Origin of the sequence: Sphingobium xanthum (assembly GCF_019737615.1) — a bacterium.
Taxonomy (GTDB): domain Bacteria; phylum Pseudomonadota; class Alphaproteobacteria; order Sphingomonadales; family Sphingomonadaceae; genus Sphingobium; species Sphingobium xanthum.
In genome coordinates this window covers 188,100-207,111 of sequence record NZ_JAHKKS010000007.1, presented here as the reverse complement: position 1 = coordinate 207,111, position 19,012 = coordinate 188,100, and the positions used below count along the sequence as shown (strand labels likewise).

General features: G+C 64.4%; 18 protein-coding genes and 1 pseudogene. 13 read left to right on the top strand and 6 right to left on the bottom strand.

Annotated features, from left to right (window positions below; translation table 11 throughout):
- Positions 1–59 precede the first annotated feature (59 nt).
- The gene (gene dnaJ / locus KM135_RS13195) at positions 60–1,175 is read left to right on the top strand and encodes a molecular chaperone DnaJ (RefSeq protein ID WP_221714480.1); all 1,116 of its coding nucleotides are present in this window, start codon (positions 60–62) and stop codon (positions 1,173–1,175) included.
- A 39-nt stretch (positions 1,176–1,214) separates the two neighbouring features.
- Here dnaJ and KM135_RS13190 read toward each other — a convergent pair whose 3' ends face one another.
- Both KM135_RS13190 and purF read right to left on the bottom strand, forming a co-directional pair.
- Positions 1,215–1,943, bottom strand: coding sequence for an SDR family NAD(P)-dependent oxidoreductase (locus KM135_RS13190; RefSeq protein WP_221714479.1), 729 nt, complete (start codon positions 1,941–1,943; stop codon positions 1,215–1,217).
- Positions 1,944–1,955: 12 nt separating this feature from the next.
- Positions 1,956–3,419 carry an amidophosphoribosyltransferase gene (gene purF / locus KM135_RS13185; protein WP_221714478.1) on the bottom strand — a complete coding sequence of 488 codons (1,464 nt, stop codon included), beginning with the start codon at positions 3,417–3,419 and terminating at the stop codon, positions 1,956–1,958.
- A 186-nt stretch (positions 3,420–3,605) separates the two neighbouring features.
- Here purF and ccmC point away from each other — a divergent pair, with 186 nt between their 5' ends.
- The 10 genes from ccmC (at position 3,606) to KM135_RS13140 (ending at position 13,544) form a co-directional block, all read left to right on the top strand.
- Entirely contained in the window at positions 3,606–4,331 is a 726-nt protein-coding gene (gene ccmC / locus KM135_RS13180) for a heme ABC transporter permease CcmC (protein WP_221714477.1), read from the top strand.
- 5 nt (positions 4,332–4,336) lie between these two features.
- Positions 4,337–4,468: a hypothetical protein gene (locus KM135_RS20030; RefSeq protein ID WP_281422173.1), complete on the top strand. Its 132-nt coding sequence runs from the start codon at positions 4,337–4,339 to the stop codon at positions 4,466–4,468.
- A 6-nt stretch (positions 4,469–4,474) separates the two neighbouring features.
- Entirely contained in the window at positions 4,475–4,954 is a 480-nt protein-coding gene (ccmE, locus tag KM135_RS13175) for a cytochrome c maturation protein CcmE (RefSeq protein ID WP_221714476.1), read from the top strand.
- Positions 4,951–6,897, top strand: a complete 1,947-nt coding sequence (locus KM135_RS13170) for a heme lyase CcmF/NrfE family subunit (protein WP_221714475.1) — start codon at positions 4,951–4,953, stop codon at positions 6,895–6,897. The genes ccmE and KM135_RS13170 overlap by 4 nt, the downstream gene beginning before the upstream one ends.
- The gene (locus tag KM135_RS13165; protein ID WP_221714474.1) at positions 6,894–7,430 is read left to right on the top strand and encodes a DsbE family thiol:disulfide interchange protein; all 537 of its coding nucleotides are present in this window, start codon (positions 6,894–6,896) and stop codon (positions 7,428–7,430) included. The genes KM135_RS13170 and KM135_RS13165 overlap by 4 nt, the downstream gene beginning before the upstream one ends.
- Positions 7,427–7,843 carry a cytochrome c-type biogenesis protein gene (locus KM135_RS13160; RefSeq protein WP_221714473.1) on the top strand — a complete coding sequence of 139 codons (417 nt, stop codon included), beginning with the start codon at positions 7,427–7,429 and terminating at the stop codon, positions 7,841–7,843. Before KM135_RS13165 ends, KM135_RS13160 begins: the two co-directional genes overlap by 4 nt.
- On the top strand, positions 7,840–8,499 hold the full coding sequence (locus KM135_RS13155; RefSeq protein WP_221714472.1) for a tetratricopeptide repeat protein: 660 nt from the start codon (positions 7,840–7,842) through the stop codon (positions 8,497–8,499). The genes KM135_RS13160 and KM135_RS13155 overlap by 4 nt, the downstream gene beginning before the upstream one ends.
- Positions 8,500–8,605: 106 nt before the next feature.
- Complete coding sequence (locus KM135_RS13150) at positions 8,606–10,525, top strand: potassium transporter Kup (RefSeq protein ID WP_221714471.1); 1,920 nt, start codon at positions 8,606–8,608, stop codon at positions 10,523–10,525.
- 101 nt (positions 10,526–10,626) lie between these two features.
- Positions 10,627–11,997: an MFS transporter gene (locus tag KM135_RS13145; protein WP_221714470.1), complete on the top strand. Its 1,371-nt coding sequence runs from the start codon at positions 10,627–10,629 to the stop codon at positions 11,995–11,997.
- A gap of 41 nt (positions 11,998–12,038) precedes the next feature.
- The gene (locus KM135_RS13140; protein ID WP_221714469.1) at positions 12,039–13,544 is read left to right on the top strand and encodes a malonate--CoA ligase; all 1,506 of its coding nucleotides are present in this window, start codon (positions 12,039–12,041) and stop codon (positions 13,542–13,544) included.
- Positions 13,545–13,562: 18 nt separating this feature from the next.
- Here KM135_RS13140 and KM135_RS13135 read toward each other — a convergent pair whose 3' ends face one another.
- Together KM135_RS13135 and KM135_RS13130 are read right to left on the bottom strand one after the other, a co-directional pair.
- On the bottom strand, positions 13,563–14,141 hold the full coding sequence (locus tag KM135_RS13135; RefSeq protein WP_221714468.1) for a nucleotidyltransferase family protein: 579 nt from the start codon (positions 14,139–14,141) through the stop codon (positions 13,563–13,565).
- Positions 14,128–15,045 carry an XdhC family protein gene (locus KM135_RS13130; RefSeq protein ID WP_221714467.1) on the bottom strand — a complete coding sequence of 306 codons (918 nt, stop codon included), beginning with the start codon at positions 15,043–15,045 and terminating at the stop codon, positions 14,128–14,130. Before KM135_RS13130 ends, KM135_RS13135 begins: the two co-directional genes overlap by 14 nt.
- A 146-nt stretch (positions 15,046–15,191) precedes the next feature.
- Here KM135_RS13130 and KM135_RS13125 point away from each other — a divergent pair, with 146 nt between their 5' ends.
- Both KM135_RS13125 and KM135_RS13120 read left to right on the top strand, forming a co-directional pair.
- Complete coding sequence (locus KM135_RS13125) at positions 15,192–15,665, top strand: (2Fe-2S)-binding protein (protein ID WP_221714466.1); 474 nt, start codon at positions 15,192–15,194, stop codon at positions 15,663–15,665.
- A complete protein-coding gene (locus tag KM135_RS13120) occupies positions 15,662–17,866 on the top strand; it encodes a xanthine dehydrogenase family protein molybdopterin-binding subunit (RefSeq protein ID WP_221714465.1) in 2,205 nt (734 codons plus the stop codon). The genes KM135_RS13125 and KM135_RS13120 overlap by 4 nt, the downstream gene beginning before the upstream one ends.
- A gap of 114 nt (positions 17,867–17,980) precedes the next feature.
- Here KM135_RS13120 and arsC read toward each other — a convergent pair.
- Together arsC and KM135_RS13110 are read right to left on the bottom strand one after the other, a co-directional pair.
- Positions 17,981–18,320 (bottom strand): annotated as a pseudogene (gene arsC, locus KM135_RS13115) (arsenate reductase (glutaredoxin)).
- Positions 18,317–19,012 carry an immunity protein Imm33 domain-containing protein gene (locus KM135_RS13110; RefSeq protein ID WP_221714464.1) on the bottom strand — a complete coding sequence of 232 codons (696 nt, stop codon included), beginning with the start codon at positions 19,010–19,012 and terminating at the stop codon, positions 18,317–18,319. The pseudogene arsC and the gene KM135_RS13110 overlap by 4 nt, the downstream one beginning before the upstream one ends.

The following is a 19,012-nucleotide window of genomic DNA, read 5'->3' as shown; positions in this document are numbered from 1 at the left end:
GGACCCGACCGGCGCGCGCAAATCGCCGGTCGGGTCCTGATTTGGGGCGCGTTCCGGGCATGAGCAGCGAAGTCGATTATTACGAATTGCTCGAAGTCGAGCGCACGGCGGATGGGCCGACCCTCAAATCCGCCTATCGCAAGCTGGCGATGAAATATCATCCTGACCGCAATCCTGGCTGTCAGGAAAGCGAAGCCAAGTTCAAGGCCATCAACGAAGCTTATGATTGTCTGAAGGACGATCAGAAGCGCGCCGCCTATGATCGCTTCGGACACGCCGCCTTCCAACAGGGTGGCGCTGGCGGCGGCAATGGCTTCGGCGGCGCAGGCTTCGGTGATTTCGGCGATATCTTCGACACGATCTTCGGCGGCGGCTTCGGCGGCCAACGCCAGCAGCAGCGCCGCGGCGCCGACTTGCGCTACGATCTCGAAGTCAGCCTCGAGGACGCTTTTCACGGACGCGACACCACGATCCGGATCGATGTCTCGACACAATGCGAGAGTTGCGACGGCAGTGGCGCCGAGCCTGGAACGGGCGTGGAGACCTGTGGCACCTGCTCTGGTCACGGCAAGGTGCGGGCGCAGCAGGGCTTTTTCGTCATCGAGCGGACTTGCCCGAGCTGTCATGGTGCTGGTCAGCGCATCAAGTCGCCCTGCCGTTCCTGTCGCGGCGAAGGTCGGATCGACAAGGAGCGCTCGCTCGATGTCAAGATCCCGCCCGGCGTGGACGAGGGCACGCGCATCCGCCTTGCAGGGCAGGGCGAAGCGGGTCCGCGCGGCGCGCCTTCGGGTGACCTTTACATCTTTCTGCACGTCAAACGGCACGCCATCTTCGAGCGCGAAGGCACCAATCTGTTCTGCCGCGTGCCGATCAGCTTCACCATGGCGGCGCTCGGCGGCGAGATCCATGTGCCCGGTCTCGACGGCGTCGAGCACGAGATCCGCATTCCTTCGGGTATTCAGTCGGGCAAGCAGCTGCGCCAGCGCGGCGCGGGCATGCCGGTGCTGAATGGGCGCGGCCGCGGCGACATGGTTATGCAGATCGAGGTCGAGACCCCGACCAGACTGTCCGCGCGTCAGAAGGAACTACTCGAGGAATTCCGGGAAACCGAAACCGGCGAGGAATGCCCGGAATCGAGCGGATTCTTCAGCAAGCTTAAGGGCATGTTCGGCTGAACTGACGGACCGGCCTTTGTGCCGGTCCGTTCGATAGATCTATTTCGGCAAGTCGATCCGGGTGCCGTCGGCCGCATCGCTCGCAACCAGATCGGCGATCGCACGTCCGACCACATCCGGCGTCTTGAGCGTCGCCGGATCTTCACCCGGATAGGCGCGAGCGCGCATCGTCGTGCGGGTGGGTCCCGGATTGACGATATGCGTGCGAATAGCGCTGATGTTGCTCACTTCCTTGCCATAAGCCGCGACCAGCACGTCCTGCGCCGCCTTCGAGGCACCATAAGCGCCCCAATAGGCGCGCGGATTGGCCGCGGCGACGCCGGTCGAGAGCGCAATGACGCGGGCGTTTCTGCTCGCGCGCAGCATCGGGTCGAACGCGGCGATCAGCGCCTGGGTCGAAGCGATATTGAGCGTCAGCTGACGTGCGAATTCCTTGGTGTCGATCGCCGGGACCGCTGCCAGCGTGCCCAGAGTCGCTGCGTTCAGGACCATGACATCGAGCGCCTGCCAGCGGCCACTGACGGCTTGCGCTAAGCGGCCGATGCTTTCGCCATCGGTCAGGTCGAGCGGCGCGATGGTCGCATGGCCGCCCGCGGCGTGAATGGCGTCCTCGACCTTCTCCAGATCCGGCACGGAACGTGCCACGAGGATCACATGCGCGCCATCGGCAGCGAGCGCCAGCGCCGTTGCAGCGCCGATTCCGCGGCTTGCCCCGGTCACGAGGGCGAGGCGGCCTTCAAGGGGCCGGTTGTCAATCTGGTCTGTCATATTATGTTCGGCTCAGACCACGCGCTCGCGCAGGAGCTCGAGCTGATCGACTTCGGCTACGTCGTCGAAGTCGGTCAATGTGGTCGGATAGTCGCCGGTGAAGCAGGCGTCGCAATATTGCGGGCTGTTGTCGTCGCGCGTACTCTCGCCAATGGCCCGATAGAGTCCGTCGATAGAGACGAAGGCGAGGCTGTCGGCGTGAATATAGGCGCACATTTGGGCGACATCCATCTTGTGCGCGAGGAGCTTGCCGCGCTCGGGCGTGTCGACGCCATAGAAGCAGCTGTGGCGCGTCGGCGGGCTGGCGATGCGCATATGCACTTCCTTGGCGCCCGCCTCGCGCATCATCTGCACGATCTTAAGGCTGGTCGTGCCACGCACGATCGAATCGTCGATCAGCACGATCTTCTTGCCGTCGATCAGCGCGCGATTGGCGTTGTGCTTGAGCTTCACGCCGAGGTGGCGGACCTTGTCGCCAGGCTGGATGAAGGTGCGGCCGATATAGTGCGAGCGGATGATGCCGAGCTCGAACGGCAGGCCCGACTGCTGGGCATAGCCGATCGCCGCGGGCACGCCGCTGTCCGGCACCGGAATGACCAGATCGGCATCGACCGGGCTTTCGATGGCCAGCTGCGCGCCGATGCCCTTGCGGACGGCGTAGACGCTGTTGCCGTCGACGACCGAATCGGGTCGCGAGAAATAGACATGCTCGAAGATGCAGGGGCGTGGCTGCAGCGTCTCGCCAAACGGGCGATGTGAGCGGATCTCGCCACCCTGGGTCACCACGATCAGCTCGCCAGCTTCGACATCACGAATATATTCGCCACCAACTACGTCGAAGGCGACGGTCTCGGAGGCGAAGATCACCGCCTCGCCGATGCGGCCCATGACGAGCGGACGAATGCCGAGGGGATCACGGCAGGCGATGAGGCCTTCGCGTGTCAGGCAGATCAGCGAATAGGCACCTTCGACCTGCTTGAGCGCATCGATGAACCGATCGAGCAGAGTGCGATAGCGCGACTTGGCTAGCAGATGGACGATGACTTCCGTGTCGCTGGTCGACTGGAAGATCGCACCTTCACGGACGAGGCGCTTGCGCAGATTCATCGCATTCGAGATGTTGCCGTTATGCGCGATCGCGAAGCCGCCCGAGGCGAGATCGGCATAAAGCGGCTGCACGTTGCGCAGCGCCGTCTCGCCGGTCGTCGAATAGCGGACATGGCCGCAGGCGACATCGCCCGCCAGCCTGCGGATGATCTCGTCATTGTCGAAATTGCCGGCGACATGGCCCATGGCGCGATGCGTATGAAACTCCTCGCCATCGAAGCTGGTGATTCCCGCCGCCTCCTGGCCGCGATGCTGGAGCGCGTGCAGCCCCAGCGCGACCATGGCGGAGGCGCCTTCGCCACCATATACACCGAAAATGCCGCATTCTTCACGCAGCTTGTCGTCATCGAACGGATGGGTGGTCAGCATGGCTCTACTCAGTGGGCCACGAGGCGTTTCCGCCCCGGCGCGATCCTTCATTTGCGCGCCATATAGGGGCGCCGATCGGATTTGTCGCCTCCCTGACGCAAATTTATGTTCGAATGAGCGATTGGCACGCCACCGGGCAAAATCAACCCACTGGCAAGTGCTGCCCGACGGCTCTAAAGGAGCGCGATGCACGCTTTCGCGAACCCGCGCCGATTCCTCGCCATAGCCGTGCCTGCGACGCCCTGGTGCTTCTGGGGCGGCGTCGCGCTGATCCTCGCGGGATCTCTGGCCGGGCTGTTCGTGACGCCTGCGGACTATCTGCAGGGCGAGACCGTGCGCATTCTCTATATTCATGTGCCGACCGCGTGGCTGGGCATGGGCGGATGGACCGGGCTTACCGTTGCCGCGATCATGCAACTTGTCTGGCGGCATCCGCTGGCCAGCGTCGCCGGGCAGGCGATCGCGGTCCCCGGCGCGGTATTCACGGCCCTGTGCCTGGTGACGGGATCGATCTGGGGTCGGCCGACCTGGGGAACCTGGTGGGAGTGGGACGGCCGGCTAACCTCCATGTTGCTGCTGCTGTTTCTCTATATCGGCTATATCGCCCTGGCGCGCTCCAGCGCCCAGCAAGGCGACGAAGGCGGCGTCAGTCGTGTGACAGCGATCTATGCGCTGATCGGCGCGCTGAACCTTCCGGTGATCCATTATTCCGTCGTGTGGTGGAACAGCCTGCATCAGGGCCGGAGCATCACGCTCAGGGGCAGCAGCATCGACGGCTCGATGCTCTGGCCGCTCGGCCTCACCGTGCTTGGCTTCTCGCTCTGGTTCGCGGCGATCGTCTTCCTGCGCATGCGCGCGATCCTGGCCGAAAACCGAATCGAGGCGCGACTGCGCCGCATGTCGCGAGGCTGAATCCCGTGAATCCCTGGCCCTTCGTCATTTCCGCTTATGCGCTCACCGTCGCTGCTACTCTGGCCACGAGCCTCTGGGCCTGGCGTGCGGCGCGCACGGCCGAGAAGCGCGCGACCCACCTGCTCGAACGAGACTGAACCCTCATGACTGTGCTGGCATCGACAAGACAAGGTCCCAAACGCAAGCATCAGCGCCTCGTGCTGGTGGCGCTGGCGCTGGTCGCGATGATCGGCGGCGTCCTGCTCGCCATGTCGGCGCTGAAGGATCAGGCCGCCTATTTCTACACGCCGAGCGAGGCGCAGGCGGCGAAGGTCGAGGCCGGCAAGGCGATCCGTCTCGGCGGCATGGTGGAAGTCGGCAGCCTGAAGCGGGGGCCGGATGGCGTGACCGTCAACTTTCGCCTGACCGACGGCAAGGCCAGCGTTCCGGCGAGCTTCAGCGGTATCACGCCCGACCTTTTCAAGGAGAATAGCGGCGCGGTGGCGGAAGGGGCGTTCGACGCGCAAGGGGTTTTCCGGGCAACGAATATCCTCGCCAAGCATGACGAGCGCTACATGCCGCGCGAGATGGAAGGGATCACATATGATCCCAAGACCCACAAGGTCGAAGCGGCCAAACCATGATCGCCGAAGCCGGACTTGCCGCCCTGTGGCTCGCCGCCTTGCTGGCGGGCGCGCAATTGCTGTTCGCCTGGGCAGCGGTGGCCAAAGGCAATGCGGATGCGCTGCGCTTGATCCGGCCGGTCACGGTCGCGCAGGGCGTCTTGACTGGCTTGGCCATGACGCTCCTCATCATCCTGTTCCTGCGATCGGACATGTCGGTCTATCTCGTGGCGGCCAACAGCCATTCGATGAAGCCCTTCATCTACAAATTCGCCGGGGCCTGGGGCAATCACGAGGGGTCAATGCTGCTCTGGGTGGCGGTGATGAGCCTCGCCGGGGCGGCCGTCGCGCTGTTCGAGCGGGGCCTCGACAAACGCACCCATATCGCGACACTTGGCGCGCAGGCGGCGATCAGCCTTGGCTTTTATGCGTTCCTGCTCCTTGCCTCCAATCCGTTTGCGCGGCTCGATCCGGCTGCGAGGGACGGGCAGGGGCTCAATCCGCTGCTGCAGGACCCCGGTCTCGCCTTCCATCCGCCCACGCTCTACATCGGCTATGTCGGGCTTTCCGTGGCCTTTTCGTTCGCGGTGGGTGCGCTCTTGACCCGGCAGGTCAATGCGCGCTTCGCCCGTGCCGTCCGGCCATGGGTGCTGGCGGCGTGGATTCTTTTGACCTTCGGCATCACTGCCGGTTCCTATTGGGCCTATTACGAGCTGGGCTGGGGAGGCTGGTGGTTCTGGGATCCGGTCGAGAATGCCTCGCTCATGCCCTGGCTGGCGGCGACGGCGCTGCTCCACAGCGCTTCGGTTCTCGCCACGCGCGACGCCCTGCGTGCCTGGACGATCATGCTGGCGGTGGTCGCCTTTGCCATGTCGATGATAGGGACGTTCCTCGTTCGCTCGGGCATTCTCACCAGCGTCCATGCCTTTGCGGTCGATCCGACACGTGGCAGTTTCATCCTGATCCTGCTCGGTATTTATATTGGTGGCGCCCTCATCCTGTTCGCGCTGCGAGCGCATACGGTGAACGAAGGCGCGCGGTTCGATCCGGTGAGCCGCGAAGCCATGCTGGTCATCAACAATCTGCTGCTCTGCGTGATTCTGGCTCTTGTCCTGATCGGCACGCTCTATCCGCTGCTCACCGAGATGATGGGCGTGCGCGTGTCCGTCGGCCCGCCCTATTTCAACACGATCATCGGGCCGATCGCGCTCGCCTTGATGGTCGTCCTCGTCATCGGCCCGATGCTGCGCTGGCGCAAGGACGATGCAAAGCTGCTTCTGCGGCGAGCGGCGGTGCCCGGTGGTCTTGCGCTGCTGGCGCTCATCGCCATCGTCGGACTGTCATCGCGCGCCGTCGGATTGCTCCCGACGCTCGGACTTGCCGTGGCGGCGGCGCTGGCGCTCGCCAGCCTCGCCCCGCTCTGGAAGCGCAACCTGCTGCGCACGCCGCTGTTCACCTATGGCATGGTGATCGCGCATTTCGGTTGCGCGGTGAGTCTTGCGGGCATGGCCTCCGAAAGCGCCTTTTCGAGCGAGAGGCTGGCGGCTGCCAAGCCCGGCGACACGTATGAGATTGCCGGCATGACCGTGCGGCTCGACTCCGTCATGCCCTTTGCCGGCCCGAACTGGACGGCCATGCAGGCGGCGCTTACGGTCAGCAAGGACGGCCGCGTCATCGGCGTCGCCCATCCGCAGGCGCGCTTCTTCTCCGATCCCCCGACGCCTACGACCGAGTCCGTGCAGATGACGCGCTGGAACGGACAGCTCTATCTGGTGCTGGGCGAGGCGCTGGAGGATGGCCGCTGGCAGCTGCGCATCTGGTGGAAGCCGTTCGTGACCTTCATCTGGCTGGGCGGCGGGCTGATCGCGCTTGGCGGCGTGCTGGCGCTGATCGGCCGCGTCCGGCGCGAGCGACGCAACAGCAAGGCGCAGGCCTCGGCGGCGGCGGCAATGGTGGCGGCATGAACAAGCGTCTACTCATCCTCTGGGTGCCGCTGATCGCCTACCTGATCTTCCTGGTGGTTGCCTCGCTCGGTCTCAATCGCGACCAGCAGCAGGTCGTGCAGTCGCGCATGATCGGCAAGCCCGTGCCGGGCATCGATCTGCCGGCTGCCTCGTCGATGAAGCCGGCGCTCTCGACCAAACAGATGGCGGATGGGAAGCCGCGGCTGCTCAATGTCTTCGCGAGCTGGTGCGTACCCTGCGCCGCCGAGGCACCGCAACTCGCCCAGCTTGCCCAGAGGGGCGTGCGCATCGACGCGGTGGCGATCCGCGATGCGCGGCCGGACGTCGATGCTTTCCTCAAGCGCCATGGCGATCCGTTCCAGCGCATCGGCCTCGATGCGCGCAGCACGCTGCAATTCTATCTTGGCTCGTCGGGCGTGCCGGAGACCTTCGTGGTCGATGGCAAGGGCATCATCCGCTATCAGCATATTGGCTATATCGGGCCGCAGGACGTTGAGATGCTCATGCAGAAGCTGAGAGAGGCTGAGACATGAGCCGCCTGCTGCTCTTCTTCGCGCTCTTTCTGGCGTTTCCGGCCTTCGCCCAAACCGCGCTGCCGCCGGCGCCTTATGCCGACCGCCAGCTCGACGATCCCGCGATGGAAGCCAAGGCGACGGCGCTGATGCACACGATCCGCTGCCTGACCTGTCAGAGCCAGTCGATCGCCGACAGCAATGCCAGTATGGCCTCCGACATGCGATCCGAAATTCGCGAGCGCATCGCGCGGGGCGAGGAGCCGGAGCATATCCGCGCGTGGCTGATCGAGCGCTATGGCGACTGGATCAGCTATCAGCCGACGGTCGAGCCGATCCTCTGGCCGCTCTGGGCTGCGCCGCTGCTGCTGCTGGGCGCGGGCGGGGCGCTGGCTTATGGCCGCATTCGCCGACGCAGGAATGCAAAGTCATGACCGGACTCGTCATCGCCCTGGCGCTGGCGCTCGTGACGGGTGTCGGCATCCTGCTCGGGGCGCGCGTGCCCGTGCGCCGGATCGCGCCGGTCGCGACGGCACTTCTGCTCGGCCTCGCCGGCTATGCCTGGCAGGGGCGCCCTGCACTGGCTGGCAAGCCGGTGACCGCGGGCACCAATCAGGTGAGGTTCGACGAGGCACTGGCCAAGAAGCGCCAGGAGATCGGTGAGGGCATTTCCGGCGCCACGCGCTGGCTGGTGATATCGGATGGTCTGGCGCGCGCGGGCGACACGGAGAAGGCGGCCAATGTGTTGCTCTCCGGGCTGCGCGAATTCCCTGACGATGCCAATCTCTGGGTCGGGCTCGGCAATGCCTTGCTGGCGCATGGCAACGGCACGCTCTCCCCCTCCGCCGACTATGCCTATCGCAAGGCGATGGCGCTGCAGCCGACAGGCGTTTCGCCGGCTTATTTCTACGGTCTGGCCCTCGCCGAATCCGGCGAATTCGAGCGATCGCGCGATATCTGGCTGCGCCTTGCCGCGCGCTTGCCCGAGGACATGGAACTGCGCGAGGAACTGATCCGCAATATCGCCCTGCTTCAGGAGCTTATGCGCCGCCGCGAGGCCATGTCCCAAAGCGGAAACCCGGCGCAGTGATTGTGCGTTGCACCATGGAAGGTGAAGTGCTAGGCCGCGCGCCGTCCGGAGGCGGGGGCCACCGGACAGGGGACGCGCAACCGATGACAGTGGCTCAGGCGGGCAAGTGACCACGCCGGATCAGGGCAATGCCGGTGCAGCTGCACCGGCCGCGGGCCACGGGCATAGCCAGGAAGGCTTGCTGAAGCTTTCCGTCGGCGCGATCGGCGTCGTCTTCGGCGACATCGGTACCAGCCCGCTCTACGCCTTCCGCGAGACCTTCGCAGGCCATCATCCGCTCGATCTCGATACGCCGCACATCATGGGCGCGATCAGCCTCATGTTCTGGTCGATGATGCTGGTCGTGACGCTCAAATATGTTTCGATCATCATGAAGGCGGACAACAAGGGCGAGGGCGGCAGTCTTGCGCTGCTCGCCCTGATCAGCCGTTCCGTGCCTTCGCAGCGCTGGTCGGCGGGCATTGTCCTGCTCGGCGTGTTCGCCACGGCGCTGTTCTATGGCGACAGCATGATCACGCCGGCGGTGTCGGTCCTGTCGGCGGTCGAGGGTCTCGCGGTCGTCAATCCCGCGTTCGGCAATCTGGTGGTGCCGCTGGCGGTCGCGATCCTGATCTTCCTGTTCTTCATCCAGCGCTCGGGCACGAGCCGCGTCGCTTCGCTGTTCGGGCCGATCATGATGATCTATTTCATCTCGATCGCGACGCTCGGCATCATGAGCATCCTGAAGCACCCGGACATTCTCTGGGCGATCAATCCGCTCTATGCGCTCGATTTCTTCCTGCTGACGCCGCTGCAGGCGTTTCTGGCGCTGGGCGCCGTGGTGCTCGCCGTTACGGGTGCCGAGGCGCTCTATGCGGACATGGGCCATTTCGGCCGCAAGCCGATCCGCCTCTCCTGGCTCTGGTTCGTGCTGCCGGCGCTGATGCTCAATTATATGGGACAGGGCTCGCTGCTGATCCGCGAGGGCGCCTCGGCGCTGCAAAGCCCGTTCTACAATCTCGCGCCCGATGCCTTCCGCCTGCCGCTGGTCGGCATCGCGACGCTGGCCGCGATCATCGCGTCGCAGGCGGTCATCACCGGCGCCTTCTCGGTCACGCAGCAGGCGATCCAGCTCGGCTTCATGCCGCGCCTGCGCATTGCGCATACAAGCGCATCGACGGCCGGCCAGATCTACATTCCCCTGATGAACTGGGGCCTGATGATCATGGTCATCCTGCTGGTGCTGACCTTCCAGACCTCGTCCAACCTGACCGCAGCCTATGGCATCGCGGTGACGGGCGCGATGTTCATCGACAATGTCCTGCTGACCGTGGTGCTGTTCAAGCTGTGGAAGTGGCCGACCTGGATTTCCGTGCCGCTGCTTGCGGTCTTCTATCTGGTCGATGGCGCCTATCTCGTGGCCAATCTCACCAAGATTCCGGACGGTGGCTGGTTCCCGCTGTTCATCGGCCTCATCGTCTTCACCATGCTCACCACCTGGGCCAAGGGCCGCAAGCTGATGATGGATCGCCTGCGCGAGGCGGCGATGCCGATCCCAGTGTTCATCGCCTCGGCCTCCAACAGCGCAGTGCGCGTTTCCGGCACGGCGGTGTTCATGACCTCGACACCGGACGGCGTGCCGCACGCACTGCTGCATAATCTCAAACACAACAAGGTGTTGCACGAGCGCGTCGTGCTGCTCACCGTCAAGATCGCGGATGTGCCGATGGTCGTCTCGACCGCGCGCTACGAGATCGAGGATCTGGGGCGCGGTTTCTTCCGGGTCATCCTGAACTACGGCTTCATGGAGGAAGCCGATGTGCCGGCGGCGCTGACCCAGGTGTCGGGCTGCGGCCAGAACTTCAAGATGATGGAAACCAGCTTCTTCCTCGCGCGACAGACATTGCTGCCTTCGGCGCGACCAGGCATGCGCATCTGGCGCGAGAAGCTGTTCGCCTGGATGCTGCGCAACGCGGAAAGCGCGATGGAGTTCTTCCGCCTGCCGACCAACCGCGTGATCGAGCTCGGCAGCCAGGTCGAAATCTAGCTTCGGTGATGCCAAAAATTCTGCCGCTGGCGGTCATTTGGCCGCTAGCCAGCGTTCCGCGCGCCTGCCAGAGAATGCAGGGAGAGCGCGGAGGGGAGTGAATGGCTGTTGATGCTAGTGCCGCGCGCGGGATGATCGCCGGCATTTCCGCTCGCTTGGATGCGCAGCCGATCACTGCGCGCCAGATGAGCGTGCTCGCTCTCGTCATGCTGATGCTGATGATCGACGGGCTCGACATCCAGTTGCTCGGCCTCGTGACACCCGTCATTCTGGAAGACTGGAATGTCGATCGCGCCCATTTCGGTCCGGCGCTCGGCGCTTCGCTGTTCGGACTCGCCATCGGCGCGGGGGCTGGTGGGCGGCTGGGCGACATGTTCGGTCGCAAGCGCGTGCTCGTCATCTCGGCTTTCCTCTTCGGGCTTGCGACCGTCGTGGCCGCCTTCGCGGAAAACGTGACGCAGATGACGACCATCCGCTTCATCAGCGGTCTCGGTTTCGGTGCGGCCGCGCCGAGCTCTATCGCCCTGGTGACCGAATGGATGCCGCGCCGCGCACAGGCCAAGTCGATTGCCTTCATGTCGATCGGCACGCCATTCGGTGGTCTGCTCGGCAGTCTTGCCTTGCAACTGTTTCTGCCGATGGTGGGCTGGCGTGGCTGCTTCATATTGTGCGGCATCCTGACCTTGCTCGTCGCCACGGCAGTGCTGGTGTTGCTCCCGGAATCGGCCGCCTATCTCGCCGGCAAGGGCGAGACGGAGAAAGCGGGCAGGCTGCTCAAGCGCCATGCCGGGATCGAGATCGCGCCGGAAGCGCTTGCACGTCCATCGACGGAAGCCGAACGGCACTCCGACAGGGGCGAGACCCTGTTCTCGCGCCGCTATCTGCGCCTCAATGTCGGTGGCTGGACCTTCTTCTTCGCCGCGCAGTTCGTGGTCTACGCCTTTCCGAACTGGTCCTCGACCTTCCTCACGATGAGCGGATTCACGATCACGCAGGCGCTGCAGGCCAGCGCCTTCTTCCATTTGCTGGCGATCACCGCCGCGGTCCTTACCGGCTTCCTCGTCCATCGCTATGGCTCGCTACGCATCACGCTCGTCGGCGCCGTGCTGACGGCCGCCACGGTCATAATCCTTGCGGCCCATCTCCATGGCGCATCGGAAGCCCCGAATCCGGCCACCTATTGGCTCGTCATGCTCGCGATCAGCGGCATGGGCATGTTCGCGAGCATGGTGATCGCGGTCGGCTATGCGCTGCTGACGCTGGGCTATGCCGAGCAGGTGCGCGCGACAGGCATCGGCGTGGGGCTGATGATCGGGCGCTTGGGCGGGGTGCTCATCGGCGCCACCGGTGGCCTGCTGCTGACGCTGGCAGGCAATGCGACATGGCCATTCTTCGCGGTGGTCGTCGCGATGACGGCGGTCGTCATACTTGGCGCGCTGATCGTCGATCGGCACATAGCGCCGAGCCGTTGAGGGCAGTTCCGCTTTTCCGCACAGCCAGCTAGAGGGCGCCCATGGCCAATCTGTTCGATACGCTCGCCGCCCGTTTCCCAGCCGATCAAACGCGGCCCTTTGCCTGGCTGGAAGATGGCTCGCTCGTCACTTATGGCGACATGATGGCGGGATCGGCGCGGTTTGCCAATGCGCTTGCGGCGCGCGGGGTCGGCATTGGGGACCGGGTGATGGTCCAGACGCCCAAGAGCATCGACATGCTCATGCTCTATCTGGCGACCCTGCGGGCGGGCGCGATCTTCGTGCCGCTCAACACCGCCTATACCTCAGCCGAACTGAGCTACTTCATCGAGGATGCCGAGCCGGCGCTGTTCGTTTCTGACCCCGCTCGGCACGAAGAACTGGCCGCTCTGGCGGGAGACATCAGTGTCGAAACGCTGGGCGAAGCGGGCGAGGGGAGCCTCAGCGCGCTTGCCGCCGGCATGTCGGGTGCCTGGGTGACCGTGGCGCGCGAAGCCGACGATCTGGCTGCCATCCTCTACACCTCCGGCACTACCGGCCGTTCCAAGGGGGCGATGCTCAGTCATGATAATCTGGCCTCCAATGCGCTGACCCTGGTCGATCACTGGCGCTTCTCGGCGGACGACGTGCTGCTGCACGCCTTGCCGATCTTCCATACGCACGGGCTTTTCGTGGGCACGAATGTGACGCTGGCGGCCGGTTCCTCGATGATCTTCCAGGCGAAGTTCGATGCCGAGGCGGTGATGGCCGCCCTCCCGCGCGCGACCACGATGATGGGTGTGCCGACTTTCTACATCCGCCTGCTGGCCGAACAGGCTTTCGACCGCTCGCTCGTCGGCCATATGCGCCTGTTCGTCTCCGGCTCGGCGCCACTCTCGGCCGAGATCCACCGTGAGTTCGAGGCGCGGACGGGCCATGCCATTCTCGAGCGTTACGGCATGACCGAGACCAATATGAACACGTCCAATCCCTATGACGGCGACCGGATCGCCGGTACGGTGGGCATGCCGCTGCCCGGCATCGACATCCGCATTGCCGATCCCGAAAGCGGCCGGGTGCTGCCGCAGGGCGAGGTCGGCGTCATCGAGATCGCCGGACCGAACGTGTTCAAGGGCTATTGGCGCAAACCAGAAAAGACCGCCGAGGAATTCCGCGACGGCTATTTCATTTCGGGCGATCTCGGTTTCATCGATCCGCGCGGCTATGTCTCGATCGTCGGCCGCGCCAAGGATCTCATCATCGCCGGTGGCTACAACATCTATCCGGCAGAAGTGGAGACGGCGCTCGACGAGCTGCCGCAAATTCATGAGTCGGCCGTCATCGGCGTGCCGCATCCGGATCTGGGCGAAGGCGTCGTCGCGGCTGTCGTGCCACGCGCTCCGGCCTTTGCCGACGAGGCGGCCGTGATCGCCGCGCTGGAAGGCACGCTGGCGCGCTTCAAGCAGCCACGGCGCGTCTATTTCCTGCCGGAACTGCCCAAGAACAGTATGGGCAAGGTCCAGAAGACGACGTTGCGCGAGATGTTCGGGGATGCGTTCACGGCCTGAGCGCGACTGCTCCGAAAGCTACAAGCGGCTCTTTGCCCGGTTCAGGTCATCCGGCGTATCGATATCGAGAAGGCTGTCCGTCTCCGTCTCGATGAGGATCGCATCAACCGCGAGCGCCCGCGCCCCCTTGTCGCCTTCGAGAGCCTGAAGCGCGGCGAAACAGCGCGCCGGAAACAAGGCAGGGGGTTGGGCCGCGCCCCGAGGCACGATCGAGAAGACCGGCCGTTCCGGATCGAATCGATGTCGCTCGATAAGGCGCTGAAGATGAGCTGCTTCGACAAACGGCACATCAGCAAGCAACACCAGCAAAGCATCCGTGCCTGCTCGCTCCGCAGCCTGGGCAGCGACGCGGAGCGATCCGGCCATGCCTCGCTCCGGGTGCGGATTGATCATGCGCTCATAGCTTGCGATGGGCGCAAGGTCTCCCGGGCCGGTGACAATGAAACGCGAGTGCGCATCGACCGCCAAGCCGGCCTGCGCCGCCCAGTCGACCAACGGACGCCCGCCCAGCAGCGCCGTCAACTTGTTCGCATCGCCGAACCGCGTTGATCGCCCCGCCGCCAGCAAGGCAACGGCAAGCCGCTCATCGGACGCCACGCAAGGCTCCGACCATGCCCGCCGCGATCGATAGCGCGATCTCATGCGGCCCCAGCCCCCCGATGGAAATGCCCGCCGGCCCATCGATCCGCGCCAGGTCCTTGGGAGACACGCCCATCGCCGCGAGCCGCTCCAGGCGGCGGACATGGTTGGCGCGCGATCCGAGCGCGCCGACATAGCCGGTAGGATGAGCAAGCGCCGCGACCAGTGCGGGATCATCGATCTTCACATCGTGGCTCAAGGTCACGACGGCCGAGCTCTGGTTCGGCGCGAAGGCGTTGACGGCCTCGTCCGGCCAGGCGTCCGTCAGGTCCACATCCGGAAAGCGCTCGGGCGCCAGAAAGCGTTCGCGCGGATCGCAGATGGTCACCGCAAAGCCCGTCGCGCGCGCGATCGACGCCAGCACCTGCGCGATCTGGACTGCCCCGACGATGAGGAGCCTGCGAGGCGGCTCATAGACGTGGACGAATTGTCCATCCAGCTTGCCCTGGCTGGTCCGGCCCGTTTCGAGGTCCGTCGATAGGGTCAACGACGCGCCGCTCGCATGGGCTCGGGCGATGTCCTCGAACAGGGCAGGCGCGAACCCGCCCTCCGCGACGGGTTGGACCAGAACACCGATCTGCCCACCGCAGGGCAACCCGGGGAGCCAGATGCTCGGATCGTTGCTGCCATAATATTGGACGCTGGCAGGCCCGCCGGCGATCACGCTCTCGGCAAGTGCGAACACGTCATATTCGACGCAGCCGCCCGAAATGGAACCGGCGAAGCGGCCGTCGCCGGTGACGAGCATATGCCCGCCGCGCGGGCGAGGGGCGGAACCCGATGCCTCGATCACCGTGGCCAGCGCCATGGGCTGCCCGGCCCATTCGCGCGCTGCCCGGATTATGTCGTCCATGTCGCTCAAACTCTATCCTGTATATTTTGAAATATAGACACTTGGATCAGGCCGAAATATTTGCTTTGTTTTGCATATGGCAGTGCTGTGGACGTTGACAACTGCTCGTTCTTCTTCATGCTCTTGCGCGCCGAGATTGCGCAGGGAGAATGAATATGGCGACGACGCTGTCGATCAACGGGAAACCGCGTCAAGTCGACGTTGATCAGGAAAAGCCGCTCCTCTGGGTGCTCCGCGAAGACCTCAACATGGTCGGCACCAAATTCGGCTGCGGCATGGCGCTCTGCGGCTGCTGCACCGTCCATATCGACGGGCGCCCGACCCGCTCCTGCATCACCCCGATCAGCGCCGTCGTCGGCAAGCAGGTCACGACGATCGAGCATGTCGCGACGACGCCGTCCGGCAAGAAGATCAGCGATGCGTGGGTCGAGCTGGACGTGCCGCAATGCGGCTATTGCCAGGCTGGCCAGATCATGTCCGCAAGCGCACTCCTCGCCAACACGCCCAAGCCTACGGATGCGCAGATTGATCAGGCGATGGGCGGCAATATCTGCCGCTGCGCCACCTATGTCCGCATTCGCGCCGCCATCAAGAAGGCGGCCGGGATCGAGGAAGGAGCCACGGCATGAGCACGGTCCTGGATCTCGATCGGCGCGCCTTCATCCGCGCGACCCTGGTCGGCGGCGCGGCCCTGGCCTTCGAGGCCAAGATGGCGATCGCTGCGACGCCCGGCGCGAAGCCGGTCATGATGAACGCGCATATCCGCATCGGTGCGGACAACAGCTTCATCATCGGCGCGCAGAATCCCGAAGTCGGCCAGGGCATCAAGACGATGCTGCCCATGCTCATCGCCGAGGAGCTGGATGTCGACTGGGCGCAGGTGAAGATCGAGCAGACGCTCTCGGACGGCAAGCTCTACACCGGCCAGATCGCGGGCGGCAGCTTCGCGACGCCCAATCATTTCCTGCCCATGCGGCGCATCGGCGCGGCTGCCCGGCAAATGCTGGTCAAGGCTGCAGCGGCCCGCCTCGGCGTCCCCGAGGATCAACTGACGACCGGCAGCGGCAAGGTGACGCATGCCGCCAGCAAGCGCACGCTCACTTATGCGCAGCTCGCGCCCGATGCCGCCAAGGTGGCCGCGCCCGATCTCGCCACGGTCCCCCTCAAGACGCCGGCGCAGTACAAGATCATCGGCAAGTCGCATATGGGCGTCGATACGTCCGATATCGTCGCGGGGCGCCCGCTGTTCGGTATCGACGTTTCTTTCCCGGGCATGCTCTATGCGGCAGTCGAATGCTGCCCGGCCTATGGCGGCACGATTACGAGCTATGACGAAGCGGCGGTCAAGGCACTGCCCGGCGTCGTCGCGGTCGTGCCGATCAACACGAGCTACAATCCCAAGGGCGCCAATGACGCCGTCGCGATCATCGCGAACAGCTGGTGGGTGGCCAACAAGGCGCGTGAGGCGCTGAAGCCTGTCTGGAACGACGCCGAGGCACGCAAGAATTCGAGCGCACGCTTCGCCGAGAATGCCGCTGAGCTCTACAAGCAGGCGCCCGGCGCGGACATCTTGCGCCGGGGCGACGTCGATAAGGCGCTGGCCGGTGCGGCGAAGAAGGTCACGGCCGACTACGACTATCCCTTCATCGGCCACGCCAATCTCGAGCCGCAGAATTGCACCGCGCTCTATAAGGACGGCAAGGTCGAGTTCTGGGCGCCGTCGCAGGCGCCCGAGCGTGGCCGCGCGCTGGTCGCGGAGATGATGGGCATCGCGCCCGAGGCGATCACGATTAACATGACGCGCATCGGCGGCGGTTTCGGCCGGCGTCTGATGAACGACTATATGGCCATGTCCGGCCAGATCGCGAAGGCGATGCCGGGCAAGCATGTGAAGCTGCTGTTCAACCGGCAGGACGATATGCGGCACGAATTCTTCCGGCCGGGTGGCTGGCACAGCTTCGAGGCGGGTCTCGACAAGGACGGTAAGCTGATCGCGCTCAAGGACCATTTCGTGAGCTATGGCGCGGACGGCAAGCCGATCCAGGCCGCCGGCATGGGCGCGGGCGAGTTCCCCGGGCCGCTGTTGTCGGACATCTGCTACTGCGTCTCCTACATGAAGACGAACGTGCCGACGGGCTTCCTGCGCGCGCCGACGTCCAACGCGATGGCCTTCGTGTTCCACAGCTTCCTCGACGAGGTCGCGCTGGCGGCGGGCAAGGATCTGCCGGAGTTCATGCGCAGCATCCTGGGCGAGCCGCGCCTCATACCGGCGGTGCAAGGTCAGTATGGCGAGTTCCACACCGGCCGCGCACTCGGCGTCATCAACAAGGTCTGCGAAATGTCGGGTTGGAAGGGGCGCGAAGGCGATGGCAAGAGTGGCGGGGGCAAGGGCCGTGGCTTCGGCTTCTATTACAGCCATCGCGGCTATTTCGCCGAGGTCGTCGATATCACGGTGCGCCCCGGCGGCGCGGTGCATGTCGATAAGGTTTGGGTCGCGGGCGATGTCGGCAACCAGATCATCAATCCGATCAACGCCGTGCATCAGGTCCAGGGCTCGGTGATCGACGGAATCGGCCAGACTCTGCTCGGCCAGGTCGTCACCTTTGTAGACGGCGCAGGCAACCGCACCAACTTCCACGACTATCCGCTGCCGCGCATCACCAATGCGCCGTCGGACATCGTCGTCGAGTTCGTGCTGTCGGACAATCCGCCTTCGGGTCTTGGCGAACCGGCGCTTCCGCCGGTGATCCCGGCGATTGCCAATGCGGTTTTCGCGGCGACGGGCAAGCGTTTGCGGTCTCTGCCGATCGTCCCGGCGAACCTGGCTTAGGTCATTAGCCGACACCGCAAATCAGCGGTCATCCCAGCGAAAGCTGGGATCTCTGGCGGTAACGCGCTCTGCTACCGGACGACACGTCAACGTTCGCTGGGGTGTCGGAGGACGTTAGAGAATTTCCTTCACCCGCTCCGGCGGCCGGCCAAGCCGTACGCCCTTATCCGTCTCGACCAGCGGGCGCTCGATCAGGATCGGGTCCGCGATTCATCGCATCGAGGATTGCGTCGTCGCTGGCACCGCCCAGCGCCTTCGCGCCATCCTCGGCCTTCCGCAGCCCCTCGCGCGGCGTGATCCCGGCACGCTCATAGAGCGACGCCAGCTTGGCGCGGCTCGGCGGCGTCCTGAGATACTCGACGATCTCAACCTGGACGCCCGGCGCTTCTTGCAGGATCGCCAGCGTCTCGCGCGACTTCGAGCAGCGCGGATTGTGATAGATGGTAGCTTTCATTCATTGTCCTCGCAGCGAATGAATTCGTTCGTCTTGTCGTTGCGGATGAAGGCTGAACCAATCGGCGCATCGATCAGATGGACCCAACTATCGTCCGCATTAAGCACCTTCCCGATCGCGATATAGTCGAATTCCCAAGCTTGGAACTCTTCTTCGGTAACGCCACGCCAATCACCGCGAAATCGCCAGCCACTGTCCGGATATTTGTCGTCTCCCTGATCGTCAGGTGTCTCGCGATAGAGATAATAGACCGGCATCTCGCCATCGAGCACGCCGCGATCGACGAAGCAGTGATCCCAATATTCCCGATATGGTGGTGCGCTCGGCGGTGCCCTCTCTCTGTCTTCGTTCCACTGAATGTCGAGCACCTGACTTCGCTCGAAGCGAACGCCGTCGCCGACGCGAAGCTGGTGCAACTCGAACGGAACGTTGTCGAGACGACCAGAGAGCGTCGAGCCAAATAGCTCGGTAATCGTCACCCACATGCGCTCCGCGCCATAGGTCTTGCCGCCCGGCTCGCCAACGAATGTCAATTTGACCCGATCGCCTGGTGCGAGTGCCAGTAGCTCATTTTCGGAAGGCAGGAAGAAGGTGTAAGGTGAAGTCGCAGCAATCGGTCGAGGATCCTCTACGCGATAGCGACCGAAACGCCTTCGTTTCCAACGATCCCAGTACTCGGAAATCGAGGTCAC